At 70.5% G+C, this 18209-nt stretch carries 19 protein-coding genes; 15 read left to right on the top strand and 4 right to left on the bottom strand.

The features are described from left to right. The first annotated feature begins 8 nt into the window (after positions 1-8). The 5 genes from JGR68_RS00540 to JGR68_RS00520 all read left to right on the top strand — a co-directional run bounded on the left by JGR68_RS00540 (position 9) and on the right by JGR68_RS00520 (position 2210). Positions 9-491, top strand: a complete 483-nt coding sequence (locus tag JGR68_RS00540; RefSeq protein ID WP_199363026.1) for an MgtC/SapB family protein — start codon at positions 9-11, stop codon at positions 489-491. 56 nt (positions 492-547) lie between these two features. Next, on the top strand, positions 548-886 hold the full coding sequence (locus tag JGR68_RS00535) for an I78 family peptidase inhibitor (RefSeq protein WP_199363027.1): 339 nt from the start codon (positions 548-550) through the stop codon (positions 884-886). 5 nt (positions 887-891) lie between these two features. Then, positions 892-1359, top strand: a complete 468-nt coding sequence (locus JGR68_RS00530) for a ribonuclease domain-containing protein (RefSeq protein WP_199363028.1) — start codon at positions 892-894, stop codon at positions 1357-1359. Further along, positions 1356-1778, top strand: a complete 423-nt coding sequence (locus JGR68_RS00525) for a barstar family protein (protein ID WP_199363029.1) — start codon at positions 1356-1358, stop codon at positions 1776-1778. Before JGR68_RS00530 ends, JGR68_RS00525 begins: the two co-directional genes overlap by 4 nt. Before the next feature lie 87 nt (positions 1779-1865). After that, the gene (locus tag JGR68_RS00520) at positions 1866-2210 is read left to right on the top strand and encodes a hypothetical protein (RefSeq protein WP_199363030.1); all 345 of its coding nucleotides are present in this window, start codon (positions 1866-1868) and stop codon (positions 2208-2210) included. A 27-nt stretch (positions 2211-2237) separates the two neighbouring features. Here the strand turns inward: JGR68_RS00520 and folE are convergent, their stop codons facing one another. Then, positions 2238-2837 carry a GTP cyclohydrolase I FolE gene (gene folE / locus JGR68_RS00515; RefSeq protein WP_199363031.1) on the bottom strand — a complete coding sequence of 200 codons (600 nt, stop codon included), beginning with the start codon at positions 2835-2837 and terminating at the stop codon, positions 2238-2240. A gap of 179 nt (positions 2838-3016) precedes the next feature. On the opposite strand from folE, the gene JGR68_RS00510 reads away from it, so the two are divergent. Next, on the top strand, positions 3017-4915 hold the full coding sequence (locus JGR68_RS00510) for a DUF885 domain-containing protein (protein ID WP_199363032.1): 1899 nt from the start codon (positions 3017-3019) through the stop codon (positions 4913-4915). Positions 4916-5205: 290 nt separating this feature from the next. Here JGR68_RS00510 and JGR68_RS00505 read toward each other — a convergent pair whose 3' ends face one another. Then, positions 5206-8643: an amidohydrolase family protein gene (locus JGR68_RS00505; protein ID WP_199363033.1), complete on the bottom strand. Its 3438-nt coding sequence runs from the start codon at positions 8641-8643 to the stop codon at positions 5206-5208. 119 nt (positions 8644-8762) lie between these two features. Between JGR68_RS00505 and JGR68_RS00500 the strand changes: the two genes are divergently transcribed. Then, positions 8763-9290: a YetF domain-containing protein gene (locus tag JGR68_RS00500; protein ID WP_199363034.1), complete on the top strand. Its 528-nt coding sequence runs from the start codon at positions 8763-8765 to the stop codon at positions 9288-9290. Between the two features lie 54 nt (positions 9291-9344). Beyond that, the gene (gene htpG, locus JGR68_RS00495; protein ID WP_199363035.1) at positions 9345-11276 is read left to right on the top strand and encodes a molecular chaperone HtpG; all 1932 of its coding nucleotides are present in this window, start codon (positions 9345-9347) and stop codon (positions 11274-11276) included. A 5-nt stretch (positions 11277-11281) separates the two neighbouring features. On the opposite strand, the gene JGR68_RS00490 is transcribed toward htpG, so the two are convergent. Next, positions 11282-11506 (bottom strand): hypothetical protein, encoded by a 225-nt coding sequence (locus tag JGR68_RS00490; protein WP_199363127.1) that lies wholly within the window; start codon positions 11504-11506, stop codon positions 11282-11284. A gap of 143 nt (positions 11507-11649) precedes the next feature. Between JGR68_RS00490 and JGR68_RS00485 the strand changes: the two genes are divergently transcribed. From JGR68_RS00485 to dcp, 4 genes are all read left to right on the top strand, one after another. Then, positions 11650-12102: a PA2169 family four-helix-bundle protein gene (locus JGR68_RS00485; RefSeq protein ID WP_199363036.1), complete on the top strand. Its 453-nt coding sequence runs from the start codon at positions 11650-11652 to the stop codon at positions 12100-12102. Between the two features lie 135 nt (positions 12103-12237). Further along, positions 12238-12672: a DUF3597 domain-containing protein gene (locus JGR68_RS00480; protein WP_199363037.1), complete on the top strand. Its 435-nt coding sequence runs from the start codon at positions 12238-12240 to the stop codon at positions 12670-12672. 108 nt (positions 12673-12780) lie between these two features. Then, on the top strand, positions 12781-13608 hold the full coding sequence (locus tag JGR68_RS00475; RefSeq protein ID WP_199363038.1) for a hypothetical protein: 828 nt from the start codon (positions 12781-12783) through the stop codon (positions 13606-13608). 95 nt (positions 13609-13703) lie between these two features. Further along, positions 13704-15857: a peptidyl-dipeptidase Dcp gene (dcp, locus tag JGR68_RS00470; RefSeq protein ID WP_199363040.1), complete on the top strand. Its 2154-nt coding sequence runs from the start codon at positions 13704-13706 to the stop codon at positions 15855-15857. 71 nt (positions 15858-15928) lie between these two features. Here the strand turns inward: dcp and JGR68_RS00465 are convergent, their stop codons facing one another. Then, the gene (locus JGR68_RS00465; RefSeq protein WP_234446667.1) at positions 15929-16855 is read right to left on the bottom strand and encodes an alpha/beta hydrolase-fold protein; all 927 of its coding nucleotides are present in this window, start codon (positions 16853-16855) and stop codon (positions 15929-15931) included. Positions 16856-17060: 205 nt separating this feature from the next. On the opposite strand from JGR68_RS00465, the gene JGR68_RS00460 reads away from it, so the two are divergent. The 3 genes from JGR68_RS00460 to JGR68_RS00450 are packed head-to-tail and all read left to right on the top strand — an operon-like array spanning position 17061 to position 18076. Next, positions 17061-17525, top strand: coding sequence for a hypothetical protein (locus tag JGR68_RS00460; protein WP_199363045.1), 465 nt, complete (start codon positions 17061-17063; stop codon positions 17523-17525). A 27-nt stretch (positions 17526-17552) separates the two neighbouring features. Continuing rightward, on the top strand, positions 17553-17825 hold the full coding sequence (locus JGR68_RS00455; RefSeq protein ID WP_199363047.1) for a hypothetical protein: 273 nt from the start codon (positions 17553-17555) through the stop codon (positions 17823-17825). A gap of 11 nt (positions 17826-17836) precedes the next feature. Further along, positions 17837-18076 carry a hypothetical protein gene (locus JGR68_RS00450; protein ID WP_199363049.1) on the top strand — a complete coding sequence of 80 codons (240 nt, stop codon included), beginning with the start codon at positions 17837-17839 and terminating at the stop codon, positions 18074-18076. The last annotated feature ends 133 nt before the right edge of the window (positions 18077-18209 follow it).

The raw sequence follows: 18209 nt of genomic DNA, 5'->3' as shown, positions 1-18209 counted from the left end.
CGACTTCGATGGACGCACTGCACAACGGCGAACTCTGGATCCTGGCGCGCGTCGCCGCGGCGATGGCCCTTGGCGGCGTGCTCGGCATCGAACGCGAGCTCGGCCGCCATGCCGCGGGCCTGCGCACCCACATGCTGATCGCCGGCGCGGCCGCGCTGATCGTCGGCCTCGGCGACGTCGTGGCCCAGCACTTCACCCAGGAGCAGTACCGCGACCTGCTGCGCATCGACCCGACCCGCCTGATCGAGTCGGTGGTCGCGGCGGTCGGCTTCGTCGGCGCCGGCGCGATCCTGCGCGCGCGCGGCGAACAACAGGTGTCCGGCCTGACCACCGCCAGTTCGCTGCTGATGGCCGCGGCCATCGGCATCGCCGCCGGCCTGGGGAACTACCTGCTCGCGCTGGGCGCCTCGCTGCTGTGCGTCGTGGTGCTCGCCGTGTTCCGCCGCCTCGAGCACCGCATCGGCACCGCCACGCCGCCGGAGCGCGACTGAGCGCAGCCCTGCCGCCGTTGCGGCATGATCCTTCCACGACCCCGCGAGGAGTTCCCATGCAGACCATCTCCACCGCACGCCGCTTCGCCACCCTGCTGTCCGCGCCGCTCCTGCTCATGGCCACGGCGTGCGCGTCGACCGATGTCGGCAGCGGCGGCCAGCGCGAACCCGTGGTGCGGGACGGTTTCAGCGGCAGCTGCGACGGCAAGGCGGCAGCCGCCTATGTCGGCCAGACGCTCAGCGAGCAGGTCGCCGGGCAGGCCAGGCAGGCGGCCGGCGCCAGCGGCGTCCGCATCATCCGGCCGGGCATGGCCGTGACCATGGACTACCGCGCCGGCCGGCTGAACCTCGAGGTCGATGACGAGGGCCGCATCATCAAGGCCAGCTGCGGCTGACGCCGATGGCGCGCGGTCGCCCCGGCGGGAGGACACCGCGCAGCTGGATCTGGCTGGTGGCGGTGCTGGTGCTGGCCGGCAGCTGGCAACTCCTGCAGCGCGAAGCCGGGCCGGGCACGCCGTCGGTGGCCGAAACCTACCGCGCGCCGGCGGGCGGTGCCCAGGGTGAATCGACCGACACGCGCGACCCCGCGCTCGCCTTCCTGCCGCCCGAGGCCCACGCGACCCTGGCGCTGATCGATCGCGGCGGGCCGTTCCCGCACCGGCAGGACGGCGGCGTGTTCCAGAACCGCGAACGCCTGCTGCCGCCGCGCCCGCGCGGCCACTACCGCGAATACACCGTCGACACCCCCGGCCTCGACCACCGCGGCGCGCGGCGCATCGTCACCGGCGGCGATCCGCCCGTGGAATGGCACTACACCGCCGACCACTACCGCAGCTTCCGCGCCTTCGAGCGCAGGCCGGCGCCATGATCGACGTCGAACTCGGGGCCCTGCTGGCCGACGCCAGCCAGTCCGCCGCCTACTTCGTCGACGTCCGCGACCGGGCCGCGGTGGTCGAGGCGGCCACCGCGCTCGACTTCCACGTCGCCACGGCCAATCTCGCAACCGCCGACGACAAGGCCGCGCTCCTCGCCGAGGTCGCCGAGGCGCTGGAGTTTCCGGGCGACTTCGGCGGCAACTGGGATGCGCTGGCCGACAGCCTGGGCGACCTGTCCTGGCTGGGCGCGCCCGGCTACCTGCTGCTGATCGACCACTGCGGCGACCTGCGCGAGGACGCGCCGGAGGATTTCGCCACCCTGCTGGACATCCTCGACGAGGCCGCGCGCGTGCATGCGGGCCAAGGCGTGCCGTTCTGGGCCGTGCTGCCGGTGGCGACGCCCGACCACTGAGCGCCGCGGCGCATTCACATCACGACGACATCCCCGACACGCCGGGGCCGGGATACTCGGCCCACGCCCATCCCGTGGGATCCCGCCATGAACCGACTCGTGCCCGTCGCCGCCATCGCCACCCTGGCGCTGGCCCTCACCGCCTGCAACGATCCGTCCGAGGCCTACACGCCGGTGGACCAGCTGCCTTCGGCCAGTGACCCCGCCGCCACTCCGCCGCCGACCACCACGACGCCGACGCCGCCGCCGTTCGAGGACGACACCACCGCCGATCCGGTCGATCCCATGGATCCCATGAACCCGACCCCGGTGCCGACCGATCCCGAAGTGCCGCCCCCGATGGATCCGGTGCCGCCGATCGATGACGCGACCCGTCCGCCGCCGGTCGACCCGACGATGGACGAGGATCCGCAGACCCAGCCCACGACCTGACGCATCGGGCCAGCGCCCGCGCGCGGCTCAGCCGCGCCGGTCGCCGATGAAGCGCAGGAATTCCTGGCGGGTGCGGGCGTCGTCGCGGAAGCCGCCCAGCATCTTCGACGTGACCATGCTGACCCCGCGCTTGTGCACGCCGCGGGTGGTCATGCATTCGTGGCTGGCTTCGACCACCAGGCCGACGCCGCGGGGCTTGAGCACGTCCTGGATCACCGCGGCGATCTGCGCGGTCATCTTTTCCTGCACCTGGAAGCGCCGCGCATAGGCCTCGACCACGCGCGCCAGCTTGCTGATGCCCACCACCTTGCCGTCGGGCAGGTAGCCGACGTGGGCGCGGCCGATGATCGGCGCCATGTGGTGCTCGCAGTGGCTCTCGAACTGGATGTCGCGCAGCACGATCATCTCGTCGTAGCCGCAGACTTCCTCGAAGGTGCGCTCCAGGTAGGCGCGCGGGTCTTCGGCATAGCCGCTGAACCAGTCGCCATAGGCATCGGCCACGCGCTTGGGCGTGTCGAGCAGGCCCTCGCGCGACGGGTCGTCGCCGGCCCAGCGCAGCAGCGTGCGCACGGCCGCCTCGGCCTCGTCGCGGCCCACGCCGTTGCGCTGATCGTCCGGATTGGCCATGGCCCTGCTTTCCTGTCGGCGAAAAACGCCATGGTACCCCGGCGCACGCGTGCGCCCGGGCGGCGACCGGGACCTATGGGCGTGATCCGGAGGCGGATTTCGTGGGACAGTCGGCGCGGTCCGGGTTCCACCGCCCCCGTCCCGACCCTTCCCGCCATCCTGTTCCGGAGAGAGCCCCGATGCCCATCGCTTCCGCCCGTTCGCCCCTCGCCATCGCGCTGGCGCTGGCGCTGCCCCTCGGCCTGGCCGCCTGCGACGGCCCGGCCAACGCGGCCACCGCCGGCCAGCCGGCCACGCCCGCCGCCGCCAGCGCGTCCCCGGCCGACCTCGAGGCCGAGACCGCCCGGCTCAACGCCTGGTTCGAGACCAAGTACGAAGAGCAGCTGCAGTTCAGCCCGATCCGCCTGACCTTCCTCGGCCGCAAGGAGCTGTACGACCAGATCGACGACGCCTCCGACGCCGGCATCCGCCGCCAGCTCGACTGGCTCGAGGCCTCGGTGAAGGAGATGGAGGCGCAGTTCGACTACGACCGCCTGGAGCCCGAGGCCCAGCTGTCGTGGAACCTGTGGAAGAAGGAGTACGAGAGCGCACGCGACGGCATGCCCTTCCTGCTCAACGGCTACCCGTTCGACCAGATGAACGGCATGCACAGCATGGCCCCGACCTTCATGATCAATTTCCACAAGGTCGAGGACGAGTCCGACTACCTGGCCTATGTCTCGCGCCTGCGCAAGCTGCCGGCGACCTTCGACATCCTGCTCGAGCGAACGCGCCAGGCGGCCGCACAGGGCATCCGCCCGCCCGGCTTCGCCTGGGAAGGCGTGGCCGACCAGTCGCGCAAGATCATCACCGGCGCGCCCTTCGACGACGGCGCCGACAGCGCGCTGTGGGCCGATGCCCAGGCCAAGGCCGACGCGCTGGCCACCTCGGGCAAGGTCAGCGCCGGACGCGCCGCGGAGCTGAAGGAAGACGCCCGCAAGGCGCTGCTCGAGGACGTGAAGCCGGCCTACGAACGCATCCTCGCCCTGGCCGCCGAGGAGCTGCCCAAGGCCGCGGTGAACCCCACCGGCGTCGGCAGCACGCATCCCAACGGCGCGGCGTACTACGCCTACCAGCTGGGCGAGAACACCTCGACCGACATGACCGCCGACCAGATCCACGCGCTCGGCCTGGCCGAGGTCGCGCGCCTGCGCCGCGAGCTGGAGGCGGTGCAGAAGCAGATCGGCTTCGAGGGCGACCTGCAGGCCTTCTTCAAGCATGTCCAGGCCGACCCCAAGCGCCTGTACCCCAACACCGACGCCGGCCGCCAGGCCTATATCGACGACGCCACGAAGGCGATCGACAACATCAAGCAGCAGCTGCCGAAGTACTTCGGCCTGCTGCCCAAGGCCGACCTGGTGGTGAAGCGCGTCGAGGCCTTCCGCGAGCAGGACGGCGCCGCCCAGCACTACAACCCGGCCTCGCCGGACGGCAAGCGCCCGGGCGTGTACTACGCGCACCTCTCCGACATGAACGCCATGCCGAAGACCGAGCTGGAGGTGATCGCGTACCACGAGGGCCTGCCGGGCCACCACATGCAGATCTCGATCGCGCAGGAACTGACCGGCGTGCCGACCTTCCGCACCCAGACCTTCGACACCGCCTACAACGAGGGCTGGGGCCTGTACTCGGAGTGGCTGGCCAAGGAGATGCCCGACACCTACCAGGATCCGTACTCGGAATACGGCCGGCTGATGTCGGAGATGTGGCGCGCGATCCGGCTCGTCGTCGACACCGGCATGCACGCCAAGGGCTGGACCGAGGAACAGGCGGTGGCCTACTTCCGCGAGAACAGCTCGGTGCCCGACGCCGCGATCCGCTCGGAGATCCGCCGCTACCTGGTGTTCCCGGGCCAGGCCACCGCCTACAAGATCGGAATGATCCGGATCCAGGAACTGCGTCGGAAGGCCGAGTCCGAGCTGGGCGCAGCCTTCGACATCCGCGGCTTCCACGACACCATCCTCGGCGGCGGCGCGATGCCGCTCGACCTGCTGGAACAGCGCGTCGACCGCTGGATCGCCGCGAAGAAGGCCGGCTGACGCGCGCAGCCGGGCGCGCCCGCACCTGCAGGCCCGCATCCGCGGGCCTGCCTTGCGCCGCCGGCCGAGGCCGGCCTGCCGACACGGACCTCCCGCGCCCTTGCACCTGCCTGCCACGCCCTTGCACCTGCAGGAGCGGCTACAGCCGCGATCGGCATCACGGCGAAACCGCATCGCGGCTGTAGCCACTCCTACAGTGGAGGTTTTCGCGCCGCCATCCGCGTGGCTTCATCCGCGTAGATCCGCGCTTGATCCGCGTGGATCCGTGGCAAAGGCTTTTGACCCGTCCCTCAGTGCACCCCGTGGCACACCGACGTCGGCCCGAAGCTTTCGCCGAACGTGTTCCCGTGGCCATGGTGCTGCCAGTAGAACGTCGGTGCCGGCACCGCCTGGTTGCCGATCTCCGCCATGTCGGCGGCCACGTCGAACAGGCGGCCATCGACCATCACGTAGCGGGTGTCCGCGGTGTGGCGGATGTTCTCCAGCGGGTTGCCGTCCAGCACCACCAGGTCGGCACGCTTGCCGACCTCCAGCGAGCCCAGCTGCGATGACAGCCCGATGTAGTCGGCGCCATCGATGGTCGCCGCGCGCAGCGCCTCGAAGTTCGAGAAGCCACCCTGGGTCAGCATCCAGGTCTCCCAGTGCGTGGCCATGCCCTGCAGCTGGCCGTGGCCGCCGACCTGCACCTTGACCCCGGCGTCGCGCAGCACCTTCAGCGACTTCGCGACCTCGATGTGGTGGTAGTCCCAGTCGGGCGCGGTCTCGCGGCGGATCGAGCGCGCGTCCAGCGTCTCGCGCGGGAAGAAACGGTTGAGCTTGGCGTCCTCCCAGACGTTGTCGCGCGCATACCACCAGTACTCGCCGGACAGGCCGCCGTAGCTCACCACCAGGGTCGGCGTGTTGCGCACGTCGGTCTCCTTCCACAGGTTGACCACGTCGGCGTACAGGGGGGCGATCGGCAGGTTGTGCTCGATGCCGGTCGCGCCGTCCAGGATCATGGTCATGTTGTGGTGGAAGGTGGAGCCGCCCTCCTCGACCACCAGCATGCCGAGCTCGCGCGCGGCCTGGTTGACCTGCTGGCGCTGCGCGCGCCGCGGCTGGTTGTAGCTCTTGACCGAGAACGCACCGTGCGCCTGCATCCGCCGCAGGTGGCTGCGCGCGTCGTCGAGTGAATCGATCTCGGCCTTGAAGCCACCGTCGGCGCCATAGAGGATCGTGCCGGTGGAGAACATGCGCGGGCCGACCATGCGCCCGGCCTGCAGCAGCTCGGACTGCGAGTAGACGAACTCGCTGGTCGCCGACGGGTCGTGCAGGGTGGTGATGCCGAAGGCGAGGTTGGCGTAGTAGGCCCAGTTCTGCTGCGGCACCACGCCCTGGCCGAAGTTGGACGCGTGCGCATGCACGTCGATGATGCCGGGGATGATGGTCTTGCCGGCGACATCGACCACCCGCGCGCCCGAAGGCACCTGCACCGATCCGCCGGCGCCGATCGCGGTAATGGTGTTGCCGTCGACGACGATCGTGCCGCCCTCGATCACTTCCTGTGCCTGCTCCGCGTCGCGCATGGTGACGATGCGCGCGTTGGTGAAGGCCACCACGTCGCGCGCCGCGTACACCGGCGCGTCCAGGCCCACGGCGGTGCCGCCGCCGGCCGCCGGGGCCGCGATGTCCGCCGGCGCACCGGGCAGGAAGTCGAAGGTCTGGTCGAGACGGCGCGAGTGGTAGCGGTCGCCGACCATCCAGTGCAGCGAGCCGGAATCCGCGGCCCAGTGCAGGTAGCTGCCGACATCCGCGCTGACCGCGCGCACCGGCACGGCCTTGGTCTTGCGGTCCAGCGCGATGGTGCGGCCGGTCTCCGGCATCGGCGCCACGTAGGCGTTGAAGAGCTCGGTGAAGGCGACCCACTTGCCGTCCGGACTCACCTGCACCGAGTCGACGTACTTCAGGTCGAACACCGCGCGCGGCTCCTCGCCGTGCAGGCCGACCGACATCAGCTTCTTTTCCATGCCGTTGCCGGCCAGGTACAGCACGCGCGTGCCGTCATGGTTGAACTGCGGCGACTGGCCGGTCTCGGCCACGCGCACCGGCTTGCCGCCGGCCACGGGCAGCACGTAGATGCCGCGCTCACCCGACCAGAGGCTGCCAGTCAGGCCGCCGCCGCCGCTGCGGCTGTAGACGACCTGCCGACCGTCCGGCGAGAAGCGCGGGTGGTAGTAGAAGCCGGGCTCCTGGGTCAGCTTGCGGCCCTCCGCGGTGCCGCCGGCGCCGCGGACGTGGATGGCGCCCAGGCCCTGGTCCGACCAGGTCGTGTAGAGCAGCTGGCGACCATCGGCGCTGAAGCTGGGCTGGTACTCGTAGACGCCGCTGCCGCCGGTCAGCCGCGTCGGCGCGCCGCCCGGCAGCGGCTTGCGCCACAGCTGGCCCAGCGCATGGAAGACCAGGCTGCCGCCGTCGGCCGAGGTGGCCACGTCGCGGATCATCCGCGGCTGGAAGCGGCCCTCGGGCAGCGTGTGCGCGAACTGCAGCGGCTGCGAAACCACCTGCTCCACCTGGGCGGTGAACGGAATCTTCGATGCCGCGCCGCTGGTCATGTCGACGCGCCACAGTCCGCCCTGCGCCCACAGCACCACCGACTTCGAATCCGGCGTCCAGTTGAACCCGCTGTAGGGCCCGAAGATCGCCCAGGCCTCCTGCTGGTCGTGGCTGAGGCCGTCCCATACCGGGCGCACCTCGCCGCTGGCGATGTCCATGCGGTGCAGCACGCTGGCATCGCGCACGCGCTTCACGAAGGCCAGCGTCTTCCCGTCCGGCGACACCTGCGGGCGCACCGCGCCGCCCGGCGTGGCGACGATGGTCTCGGTCTTGCCGGTCTGGCGGTCGAAGCGCTTGATCGCGTAGATCACGCCGTGCGGGTCGCGGTTGTAGTCGAACGCCCCGCCGCCGCTCACGTCCTGCGAGAAGTACACGTAGCGCCCGTCGGGCGACACGCTGGGCTCGCCGATGTCCTGCTGCTCGTTCGGCTTCTCCACCAGCTGGATGCCGCCGGTGGTGCCGGCCGCGTGGTACAGCCAGAGTTCCCCGGCACCCAGGGAGCGCGTGGAGGTGAAGTGCTTGCGCGCCACGATGTACTGCCCGTCGGGCGTCCACGTGGCGTTGTTGAGCAGGCGGAAGTCCTCGTCGGTCACCTGGCGCGCGTCGCCGCCGTTCGTCGCCACGGTCCAGATGTTGTTGGCGCCGTTGCGGTCCGAGGTGAAGGCGATGCGGCGCCCGTCGGGCGACCAGCGCGGCTGCACGTCCCAGGCGCGGCCGCTGGTGATTCGGGTGGCGGCGCCACCGCCAATCGGCATGCGGTAGAGGTCGCCCAGCAGCGAGAACGCCAGTTCGCGGCCGTCGGGCGAGACGTCCACGTCCATCCAGGTGCCTTCGCTCGTCTCGAAGCGCACGGTCTTCGCCTGGCCCTGGGTCGATTCGACGTTCCACTTCGCGTCCGCGTCCTGGCCGTTGGCGTCCTGGCGCAGGCCGCGCGCGCTGTCCAGCGGCGCCTCGGCCGGATCCTGGCCGGTGCGATCGAGGGCTTCCTGCTCCAGCTCGATGTTGTCCGCGCGGTCCTGCGCATCGTCCTGTGGTGCCGGCGCCGGCGGTGGCGCGGGCGGCGGCGGGTCCTGGGCGAGCGCGGGAGCGGCGGCAAGCGCGGCGGCCAGGGCGAGGGCGAGCGTGGTTCGGGTCATGGGGTCGTCCGGTGGGCAAACCCGCGCAACATAGCCCGTCGTGGCCCCCCGGCGCCCGGGACGAAAGTCGTGCCCGGGCGTTCACGCCGGACTCCCGGCCGCCGGACCAGCATCGCCGCATGGAGTTCCTGCCCGACAGCTGGTCCACGCTGTGGACGCTCGAGACGCCCGTTCTGGAGCTGCTGGCACGCGGCGCCTTCATGTACCTCGGCATCCTGTTCCTGCTGCGGGTGATGCCGCGGCGCTCCGGCGGCGAGCTGGCGACGATGGACCTGGTGATGCTGCTGCTGGTCACCGAGAGCGCCACCCACTCGCTGGGCGACTACAGCTCGCTCGCCGACGGCTTCTTCCTGATCCTGACCGTCATGGGGATTGATTACGCGGTCAACGCCCTGAGCTACCACGTGCCGTGGTTCGAGCGCCTGGTGTCCTCGCCGCCCCTGCCCCTGGTGCTCGACGGCAAGCTGCAGCGGCGCAACATGCGCCGCGAGTTCGTGACCGAGGAGGAGCTCAACGGCCTGCTGCGCGCCCATGACGTCGACGACCTGTCGCAGGTGAAGCGCGCATACGTGGAGAGCGAAGGCGAGATCACCGTGGTCACCCGGAAGGACGGCGACCGGAACCGGGCGGGCGCCCCGCGGCCTTGAAATCCGGGGCGTGCGCGCGCATATCCGCGGCTCCCAGGCTTCAATGGACCGCCCATGAGCTCCACCACCGAAACCCGCCGCTTCGAGGCCGAAGTGGCCCAGGTGCTGCACCTGGTCACCCATTCGCTGTACTCGCACAAGGAGATCTTCCTGCGCGAGCTCGTCTCCAATGCCTCCGACGCCTGCGACAAGCTGCGCTTCGAGGCGATCGCCCAGCCGGAGCTGCTCGGCGGCGCCGGTGACCTGCACATCGACGTCAGCTGCGACCGCGAGGCGCGGACCATCACCATCCGCGATACCGGCATCGGCATGTCGCGCGACGAGGTGGTGGAGAACATCGGCAGCATCGCCAGCTCGGGCACCCGGCGCTTCCTCGAGGCCATGGGCAGCGAGCAGAAGGCCGACGCGCGCCTGATCGGCCAGTTCGGCGTCGGCTTCTATTCCGGCTTCGTGGTCGCCGACCGGGTCACCGTGCTGACCCGGCGCGCCGGCGCGGCGCCGGATACCGGCGTGAAGTGGACAAGCGACGGACGTGGCGAGTACACGCTCGAGGACGTCAGCCTGCCCGAGCGCGGCACCACGGTGGTGCTGCAGCTGAAGGACGGCGAGGACGAGTTCCTCGAGGACTGGACGCTGCGCTCGCTGGTCCGCAAGTACTCCGACCACGTGGCCTTCCCGATCCGGATGCCGAAGGAGGTCGCGGGCACGGACGCGGATGCGGATGCCGCAACCGATGGCGAAGCCGCGGCCGCGGCGGAAACCGGATCCGTGGCCGCGCCCGCGTGGGAGGCCGTCAACGACGCCTCGGCGCTGTGGACGCGCCCCAAGTCGGAGATCAGCGACGAGGAATACCAGGGCTTCTACAAGGCGCTCGGCCACGACTTCAACGATGCAGCGGCCTGGACCCACAACCGCGTCGAGGGCAGCCAGAGCTTCACCACCCTGCTGTACCTGCCGGCGCAGCCACCGTTCGACCTGATGATGGGCGGCCGCGACGAGCGCAAGGGCCTGAAGCTCTACATCAAGCGCGTCTTCATCATGGACGCGGCGGAAGAGCTGCTGCCGAACTACCTGCGCTTCGTGCGCGGGGTGGTCGACGCCGACGACCTGCCGCTCAACGTCAGCCGCGAGATCCTGCAGCACAACCGCCAGCTCGAGCGCATCAAGGGCGCCTGCGTCAAGCGCGTGCTGGACCTGATCGAGAAGCTCGGGCGCGACGATCCGGATAAGTTCACCACCTTCCTCAAGGCCTTCGGCAACACGCTGAAGGAAGGCATCGTCGAGGATTCCGGCAACCGCGAGCGCATCGCGAAACTGCTCCGCTTCAGCTCGACAAAGGGCGAAGGCGAGGCGCGCGACGTCGCGCTCGACGACTACGTCGGCCGCATGCAGGAGGACCAGGACGCGATCTGGTACGTCACCGCCGACGGCCACCGCGCGGCCGCGGGTAGCCCGCAGCTCGAGGCGTTCATGGCCCGCGACATCGAAGTGTTGCTGATGTCGGACCGCATCGACGAGTGGATGCTCGGCCACCTGCGCGAGTACGCCGGCAAGCCGCTGAAGCACGTGGCCAAGGGCGAGCTGCCGCTGGACGAGGCCGGCAAGCAGAAGCTGGCCGACGCCGCCGGCGCCGCCGCCCCGCTGCTGGAGCGCATCAAGACGCTGCTCGGCGAGCGCGTCGACGAGGTCCGCGTCTCCACGCGCCTGACCGACTCGCCGTCCTGCCTGGCGCTGTCGGAATGGGAGATGGCGCCGCACCTCGCACGCCTGCTGCGCGACGCCGGCCAGGACGTTCCGGAGCAGAAGCCGGTGCTGGAGATCAACCCGCAGCACGCGCTGGTGCGCCGGCTGCAGGGCGAGGCGGACGACGCCCGCGCCACCGACCTGGCGCACCTGCTTCTCGAGCAGGCGGAACTCGCCGCCGGCGCGCCGCTGCCGGATCCCGGCGCGTTCCTGCAGCGCATGAACCGGCTGCTGGCGGGCTGACCTGCCTATTCGAGCCGCGCCGCGTAGCGGTCCCGCACGTGCTGGTTGATGTAGGTGTTGAGTCCCTCGCCGGCCTCGGCGAGTGCCTGCATCGCCAGCACGTCGCGACGGCCGGGCCTGGTGGCGTCGTACAGGTAGGCGCCACCGTGGTGGAAGCGGACCGAGATCCAGCCCGGACCCAGCGCGTAAGCGGCGACGCCCGAGTCAGCGCCGCCGCGGTAGGCCTTCATCCTGTCCATGCGCGCGAACTTGGCCGGGCGCGGCGCACGCGAGCGTGAACCGCAGCATGCGCGCGCGTGGCGATGCCGCTGCGTTCCACGTGGACTTCATGGCCGCTCCGCCAGAGTGGGGTTCTCTTTCCACGGAGATCCCCATGACTGACCGCAAGATCCAGCACACCCTCAACGACCTGATCGAGATCGCCCGCGACGGCGGCGAGTTCTACACCGAGGCCGCCGGCAAGGTGGAAAACGCCGAGCTTTCGGCGCTGTTCACCCGCATGGCCGGGCACAAGCGCGAGATCGTGAGCGGCCTGAGCGCGGAAGTCGCCGCCGCCGGTGGTGATCCGGCCGACCACGGCACGATGGTCGGCTCGATGCGCCAGGTCTATGCCAAGGCGCGCGCCGCGCTGGGCGAGACGAACTACGCCTACGTCGCCGAACTCGAAGAGCTGGAAGATCGCCTGCTCGACGCGTTCAAGGACACGCTGGAAGACAGCGACACCCCGGTTGTGGCCCGTGCCGCGGCGCAGAAGTTCATGCCACGCGTCACGGAGTGCCACGACATCATGCGCAACCGCAAGCTGGCGATGAAGACCGCGCACTGATGCAGCCACGGTGGCGTGCCTCGCACGCCGCCAACCGACGCGAGGCCCCGGCTTGCCGGGGCCTTCGTCCTGACTGGCCATGCAATTTCCCCGCCACCGCTGCAGAATCGCAGCCACCTCTCCAGGAGTCCGCCCATGGGCCTGTTCTCGAAGATCCGCGACCGCATCCTCGGTCGGAAACCCGAAGCGCCGTCCACCCCCGCCGCGAGCAACAAGCCGGCGCCGGTCATTTTCGACGGCGGCGTCGATGACCCGAAGGTCGCCCCTCCGGCCTTGCGTCCGGCCCCGGCCACCCCGGCCCCGGCGCCCGAACCCGTCGACGTGGAAGCCGTGCTCGGCGACATGGCGCGCGCAAAGGGCGGCGAGAGCAACTGGCGCAGCTCCATCGTCGACCTGCTGAAGCTGCTCGACCTGGATTCCAGCCTCGACGCACGCAGGGAACTGGCCACCGAGCTCGGCGTCAACGCCGGCGCCCACGGCAGCGCCGAGCAGAACATCGCCCTGCACAAGGCGGTGATGCGCAAGCTGGCCGAAAACGGCGGCAAGGTGCCCGACGACCTCAAGGACTGAGGCGCCCGCCCGTACTGACGTGGCGATCCCGCCGCGCCATGCACTGCCTCACGCACCCCGGCCCCGGCCGGGGTGCTTGCGTCTGCGCGCTGCGTGACCGCGCGCCGCATGACAGCAGGCCCCGCGACACCGACTGCGCCGCGTGCGCCGCGCGGCGACCGCCTGCAGCGCCAGGCCGCCGCGGTCGCCACCCTGCTGCTGCATGCGCTGCTCCTGCTGCTGGCGCTGACCGCCCGGCCGCTCACGGTCTCCAACCCCGAAGGCGGCTCCGGCGGGGGCCGGATCGAGGTGGTGTTCATCGATGCGCCGCAGGACATTCCCTCGCCGCCGCCCCCGTCGCCGGCGCGCACCGCGCGCAGGCCGCGGCCGGTCGAGCCCGACCCGGCCGAACGTCCCGATCCCTCGCGCCTGCAGGTGGTGGAAGTGGAGCAGGCCGACGCCCCGCTGCCCGAGGCGCCCGAGCGCCCGCGCGAGGCCGCACCGCCTCCGGCGCCGGCCAGTCCGCCGCGCCGGCATGCCAGCCAGCGCGCCTGGGGCCAGCCGCCGGGCACGCTCCCCGAGCAGCACGCGGCGGTGAACGCCGGCCCCGCGCCCAGCCCGAACGTGGCCTCGGGCCGCCGCCACCAGGGTTCGTCCTCCGAACCCAACCTCGAGGCCGGCGGCTTCCAGGTGGTCTACGACCTCATGGCCGAGACCCGGTTGCGCGGATGGCGCGACGCCGGCATGACCGAAGTCTCCCTGCCGCTGCCCGGCGTGCGCCAGCTCATGGTCTGCCCGCTCGAGACCGCGCTGCGCCGCGGCTCCGGCCCCTGCCGCCTGGTCGAGCCCGACGATCCGGCGCTGGACGCGATCGGCGACGCGCGCGAAGTGATCGCGATGTACCAGGTCTACCGCCGCGGCGAGCCGGTCTGGCGCGGCCCCGGCCCCTACCGCTGAACCCCGGCGAGGTGTCGAACGGCACGTCCACGGCCACCGCCGGCAGGCGCATCCTCACCGCCACCCTTGCCTCGGCCGCTCCGGAGCCCCATCCCATGCTGCGTACCCTCCTGCTTTCTTCCGCGATCGCGCTGGCCCTGAGCGCCTGCGACCGCGCCGCCACCGAGTCCCCGATGCCCACGACCGCCGCCGCGCCCGCCGAGCCCGCCCAGGGCAAAAATCCGCTCCTCGTCGCCAGCACCCTCGCCTTCCAGGCCCCCGTGTTCGACCGCATCCAGGACGGCCACTACCAGCCGGCGATCGAGGAAGGGATGCGCCAGCACCTGGCCGAGGTGCGCAGGATCGCCGACAACCCCGAACCGCCGAGCTTCGCCAACACCATCGAGGCGCTCGAGCGCAGCGGCGAACTGCTGAGCCGCGCCGGCGCCGTGTTCTTCGCCATGACCTCGGCGCATACCAACGAAGCGCTGCAGGCCGCCGAACAGGCGCTGGCGCCGAAGCTGGCCGAGCATGCCGACGCGATCCACCTCGACCCGACGCTGTTCGCGCGGGTTAAGACCCTGCACGACGGGCGCGCGCAGCTGGGCCTGACGCCCGAGCAGCTGACCGTGCTCGAGCGCACCCATGACAACTTCGTCCGCGCCGGCGCCGAGCTGGACGCCGACAGCCAGGCCGAACTGCGCAAACTCAACAGCGAGGAGTCTTCGCTCACCACCGCGTTCTCCAACATGCTGCTGGCCGCGACCAAGGCCGGCGGCGTGCTGGTAGACGATGTCGCGAAGCTTGATGGACTCGACGAGGCCACCATCGCCGCCGCCGCCGAAGCCGCCAAGGCCGACGGCAAGGACGGCCAGTGGCTGCTGGTGCTGCAGAACACCACCCAGCAGCCGGTGCTGGCGTCGCTGACCAACCGCGAACTGCGCGAACAGGTGATGGCCGCATCGCTTGCGCGCGCGCAGAAGGGTGATGCCAACGACACCCGCGCCACCATCCAGCGCCTGGCCGAGCTGCGCGCGCGCAAGGCCGAGCTGCTGGGCTACCCGAACTACGCCGCCTACAGCATCGCCGACCAGATGGCCGGCACGCCCGAAGTCGCGCTGAAGCTGCTGACCGACACCGTGCCCGCCGCCACCGCGCGCGCCCGCGCGGAGCTCGCGAAGATCCAGTCCGTGGTCGACGCGCAGGGCGGTGGCTTCCAGGCCGGCGCCGCCGACTGGGACTTTTACGCCGAGCAGGTGCGCAAGACCGAGTTCGATCTCGACGCCGAACAGATCAAGCCCTACTTCGAGCTCGACCGCGTGCTCAAGGACGGCGTGTTCTTCGCCGCCGGACAGTTGTACGGCATCACCGCCAAGGAACGCACCGACCTGCCGGTCTATCACCCCGACGTGCGCGTCTTCGACATCTTCGATGCCGACGGCACCCAGCTTGCCCTGTTCTACCTCGATCCGTTCCAGCGCGAAAGCAAGCAGGGCGGCGCCTGGATGGGCAACTTCGTCGAACAGAACGGCCTGACCGGCACCATCCCGGTGATCTACAACGTCGAGAACTACACCAGGCCGGCCGCAGGCCAGCCCGCGCTGCTGAGCTTCGACGACACCACCACCCTGTTCCACGAATTCGGCCACGCGCTGCACGGGATCTTCTCGAAGACCACGTATCCCAGCGTGGCCGGCACCAACGTGCCGCGTGACTTCGTCGAGTTCCCCTCGCAGTTCAACGAACACTGGGCGCTGGACCCGAAGGTGTTCGCCAACTATGCGAAGCACTACCGGACCGGCGAGCCGATGCCGCAGGAACTGGTGGAGAAGATCGTGCGCGCGCGCACCTTCAACCAGGGCTATGCGACCACCGAGTACCTGTCGGCGGCGCTGCTGGACATGGCCTGGCACACGCTGCCGGCGGGTGACGCGAAGAAGGATGTCGAAGCGTTCGAGAAGGAGGCGCTGGCGAAGTACAGGGTCGACCTGGCGGCCGTGCCACCGCGCTACCGCACCAACTACTTCAGCCACATCTGGGGCGGTGGCTATGCGGCCGGCTACTACGCCTACTTCGGCGCCGAGGTGCTGGACCACGACGCCTTCCAGTGGTTCCGCGAGAACGGCGGGCTGACGCGCGCGAACGGCCAGGTGTTCCGCGAGAGGATCCTCTCGATCGGCCACTCGCGCGACCTGGCCCAGGCCTACCGCGAATTCCGCGGCAAGGAGCCGAGCGTCGAGCCGCTGCTCGAGCACCGCGGCCTGAAGTGACGCACGAAGCCGGAGCGTCGTGGTGGACAAGGCCCGCGCTTGCGGGCCTTCTTCCGTCCCGCCGTCGCGAACTACTTCGCGCCCAGCAGGAACTTCAGGCCGTGGGTGAAGCCGCGTGGCGCGACGCTCAGGTGGTCCTCGTCTTCCAGCACGTCAAGCCGCAGGCGCAACGACGGATAGCCCCGCGCCGTCAGGGCGGCCTCCATCCTTCTTGCGTCGCCCACCATGTCGTAACGCTTCCCGGACCGGGGTGACTCGTACTCGCCGATGTACATGTAGATCGAGGCCGGCAGGTCGGCGTGGGCCTCGGCGTAACGGCGTTCGAAGTCGTCCATGACGTTGCCGTCGTACCAGAACGACGGGCTTCCCAGCACGTAGCCCGAGAACAGCGCCGGCTCCGAGAACAGTATCTGCGCGCCCAGCAGGCTGCCGTACGAGTGCCCAAGCAGCAGCCGCCTCGCCTCGTCGCTGCGGTAGCGGGACGCCACTAACGGCAGCACCTGGTCGCGCAGGTAGGCGGCGTAGGCTGCTCCCTCGCCGTGGAGATCGCCGGCTCCGGACTGGCCGTGGCGCGGCGCCGTCGGCGTGTAGTCGCGGCGGCGGCTGGTCATGCCCCCGTCCCCGAGCGCATAGGACAGGCCGACGAGGATGAAGTCCTCGATCGCCGGCCCTTCCACGTTCAGGCGCCTGGCGATGCTGCGCACCACCGGGAAGGCGTAGTCCGCGTCGGTGACGTAGAGCACGGGATAGCGCCGGTCGGGTTGCTCCCCGTAGGCGGCAGGCAGCGACACGAACACCTGGTAGTCCCGCCCGGAGACAGGGTCCGGCACGGTCCAGGTTTCGCTGTCGCCGATCTCATAGGGCTGGCCCTGACCGCGCTGGCCAGCGCGTGCCGATGCGTTGGGGGCCGGCGCGTCCGCCGACGCGGCGGGCGGCGCGCCGTCCTGGACGGGCCTGACCGCTGCATCTTCGGTCTTCGCGCAAGCCACGGCGCAGATCAATGCAGGTAGCAGAACAAGCAGGTGCTTCAAACTGTGGCCTCGCGGGTTGGTGTCACCAGGCCGGCATCGTACTGGCGTTACCCGCGGTCGAGCACTGATGTCCGTGCCATGCGCCCCCGCGCGTTCCTCCACACGCAGGGGTTCAAACGCGTCGTGTCGCCGCACACCGCAACGGTGCAGGCACGCCGCCCAGGAGCACGCCGTGGCTACCGCCCGATCCCATGCACCGACCCGCCCGATCCCGAACCTGCCCACTTACGAGGAACCCAACGTCACGCGCCTGCTGGTCGTTTCCGGCTCGGACGGCGGCTTCCTGATCCCGAGCGACGCGCACCCGCTCGGTGACGTCCACATCCAGGGACTCGACGCCCCGGGCGTCGCGCCCGGCATGCCCGCGGTCCTGCTGTTCCGCACCCAGTACACCCGCGGCGCGCGCTTCTCCGTGCGCCTCAACAGCTCATCCGAGTTCCGGTTCCAGGCCGATGAATCCGCCGCCAAGTCGTGGCACGAACTGCTCGCCCCCGGCGTGCTGCGCGAACAGGACAACGCGCTGACCCTGGCGGTCGGCCCGGAGGGTCAGGTCGTGTTCTCGGAGATCGCCATCCTCTACACGTCGAACAAGCTCACGGTGACCCGGCCGATCGTCCTGGAACCCACGCCCGGCTGAGGCCCCCAACCTGCTGGAGACATGCACATGGCAGATCTCGCACGCCATCATTTCGGCTGGGTCGGACACGGGTTCCATCCCGGCGTCGAGCACCACTGGTGGTTCGGCCCGATCGCGTTCGGCGACGTCGTGCACGTCACCGCCCATCCCGTGCAGCGCGTGGACCGGGAGGCGATGGTGCAGGACCTCCGCGCACGCGTCGACGCCGCCGGTACGCGCACGCTCCGGTTCACGGTGCGCAACACCGGCGCGAACAGCATCAGCGGCTACGGCCTGGATTTCAGCATCGTCAGCGACTGAAGGACACCACGATGAAACTGATTGCACACGTCGCGCCGGACGGCCGCCTGGACGCGCTGGTCGCGGCGCCCGATGGCAGGCTGGAGGCCGGCCTGGTCCCCGGACCGGGCCTCCAGGTCTGCGAGCTCCATGGCCACGGCCTCGAGGGCGATGACTTCGAGCTTGAACGGCTCGCATCCCTGCTCGAGACCCACACGGTGCGGCTGACGCCGGCACGGGGCGAGCTGGTGCGCGACAGGCTGGCTGACTGACCAGCGGGTAGACCCGCGCACAGGCGCCGGAGGTCACGCGCCGGAATTGAAGTGGTCTTGAAGTCGACCCGGCGCGACGCGGGCGTGCAGCGCCTGCTCGCCCAGACCTGGGACAACGGCGCGGTGCTGGCGG

It is taken from the genome of Luteimonas sp. MC1750 (genome assembly GCF_016615955.1).
In the GTDB taxonomy this organism is placed as follows: domain Bacteria; phylum Pseudomonadota; class Gammaproteobacteria; order Xanthomonadales; family Xanthomonadaceae; genus Luteimonas.
Note: the sequence above shows the minus strand (reverse complement) of the source record. Positions and strands in the feature narration are given on the sequence as shown.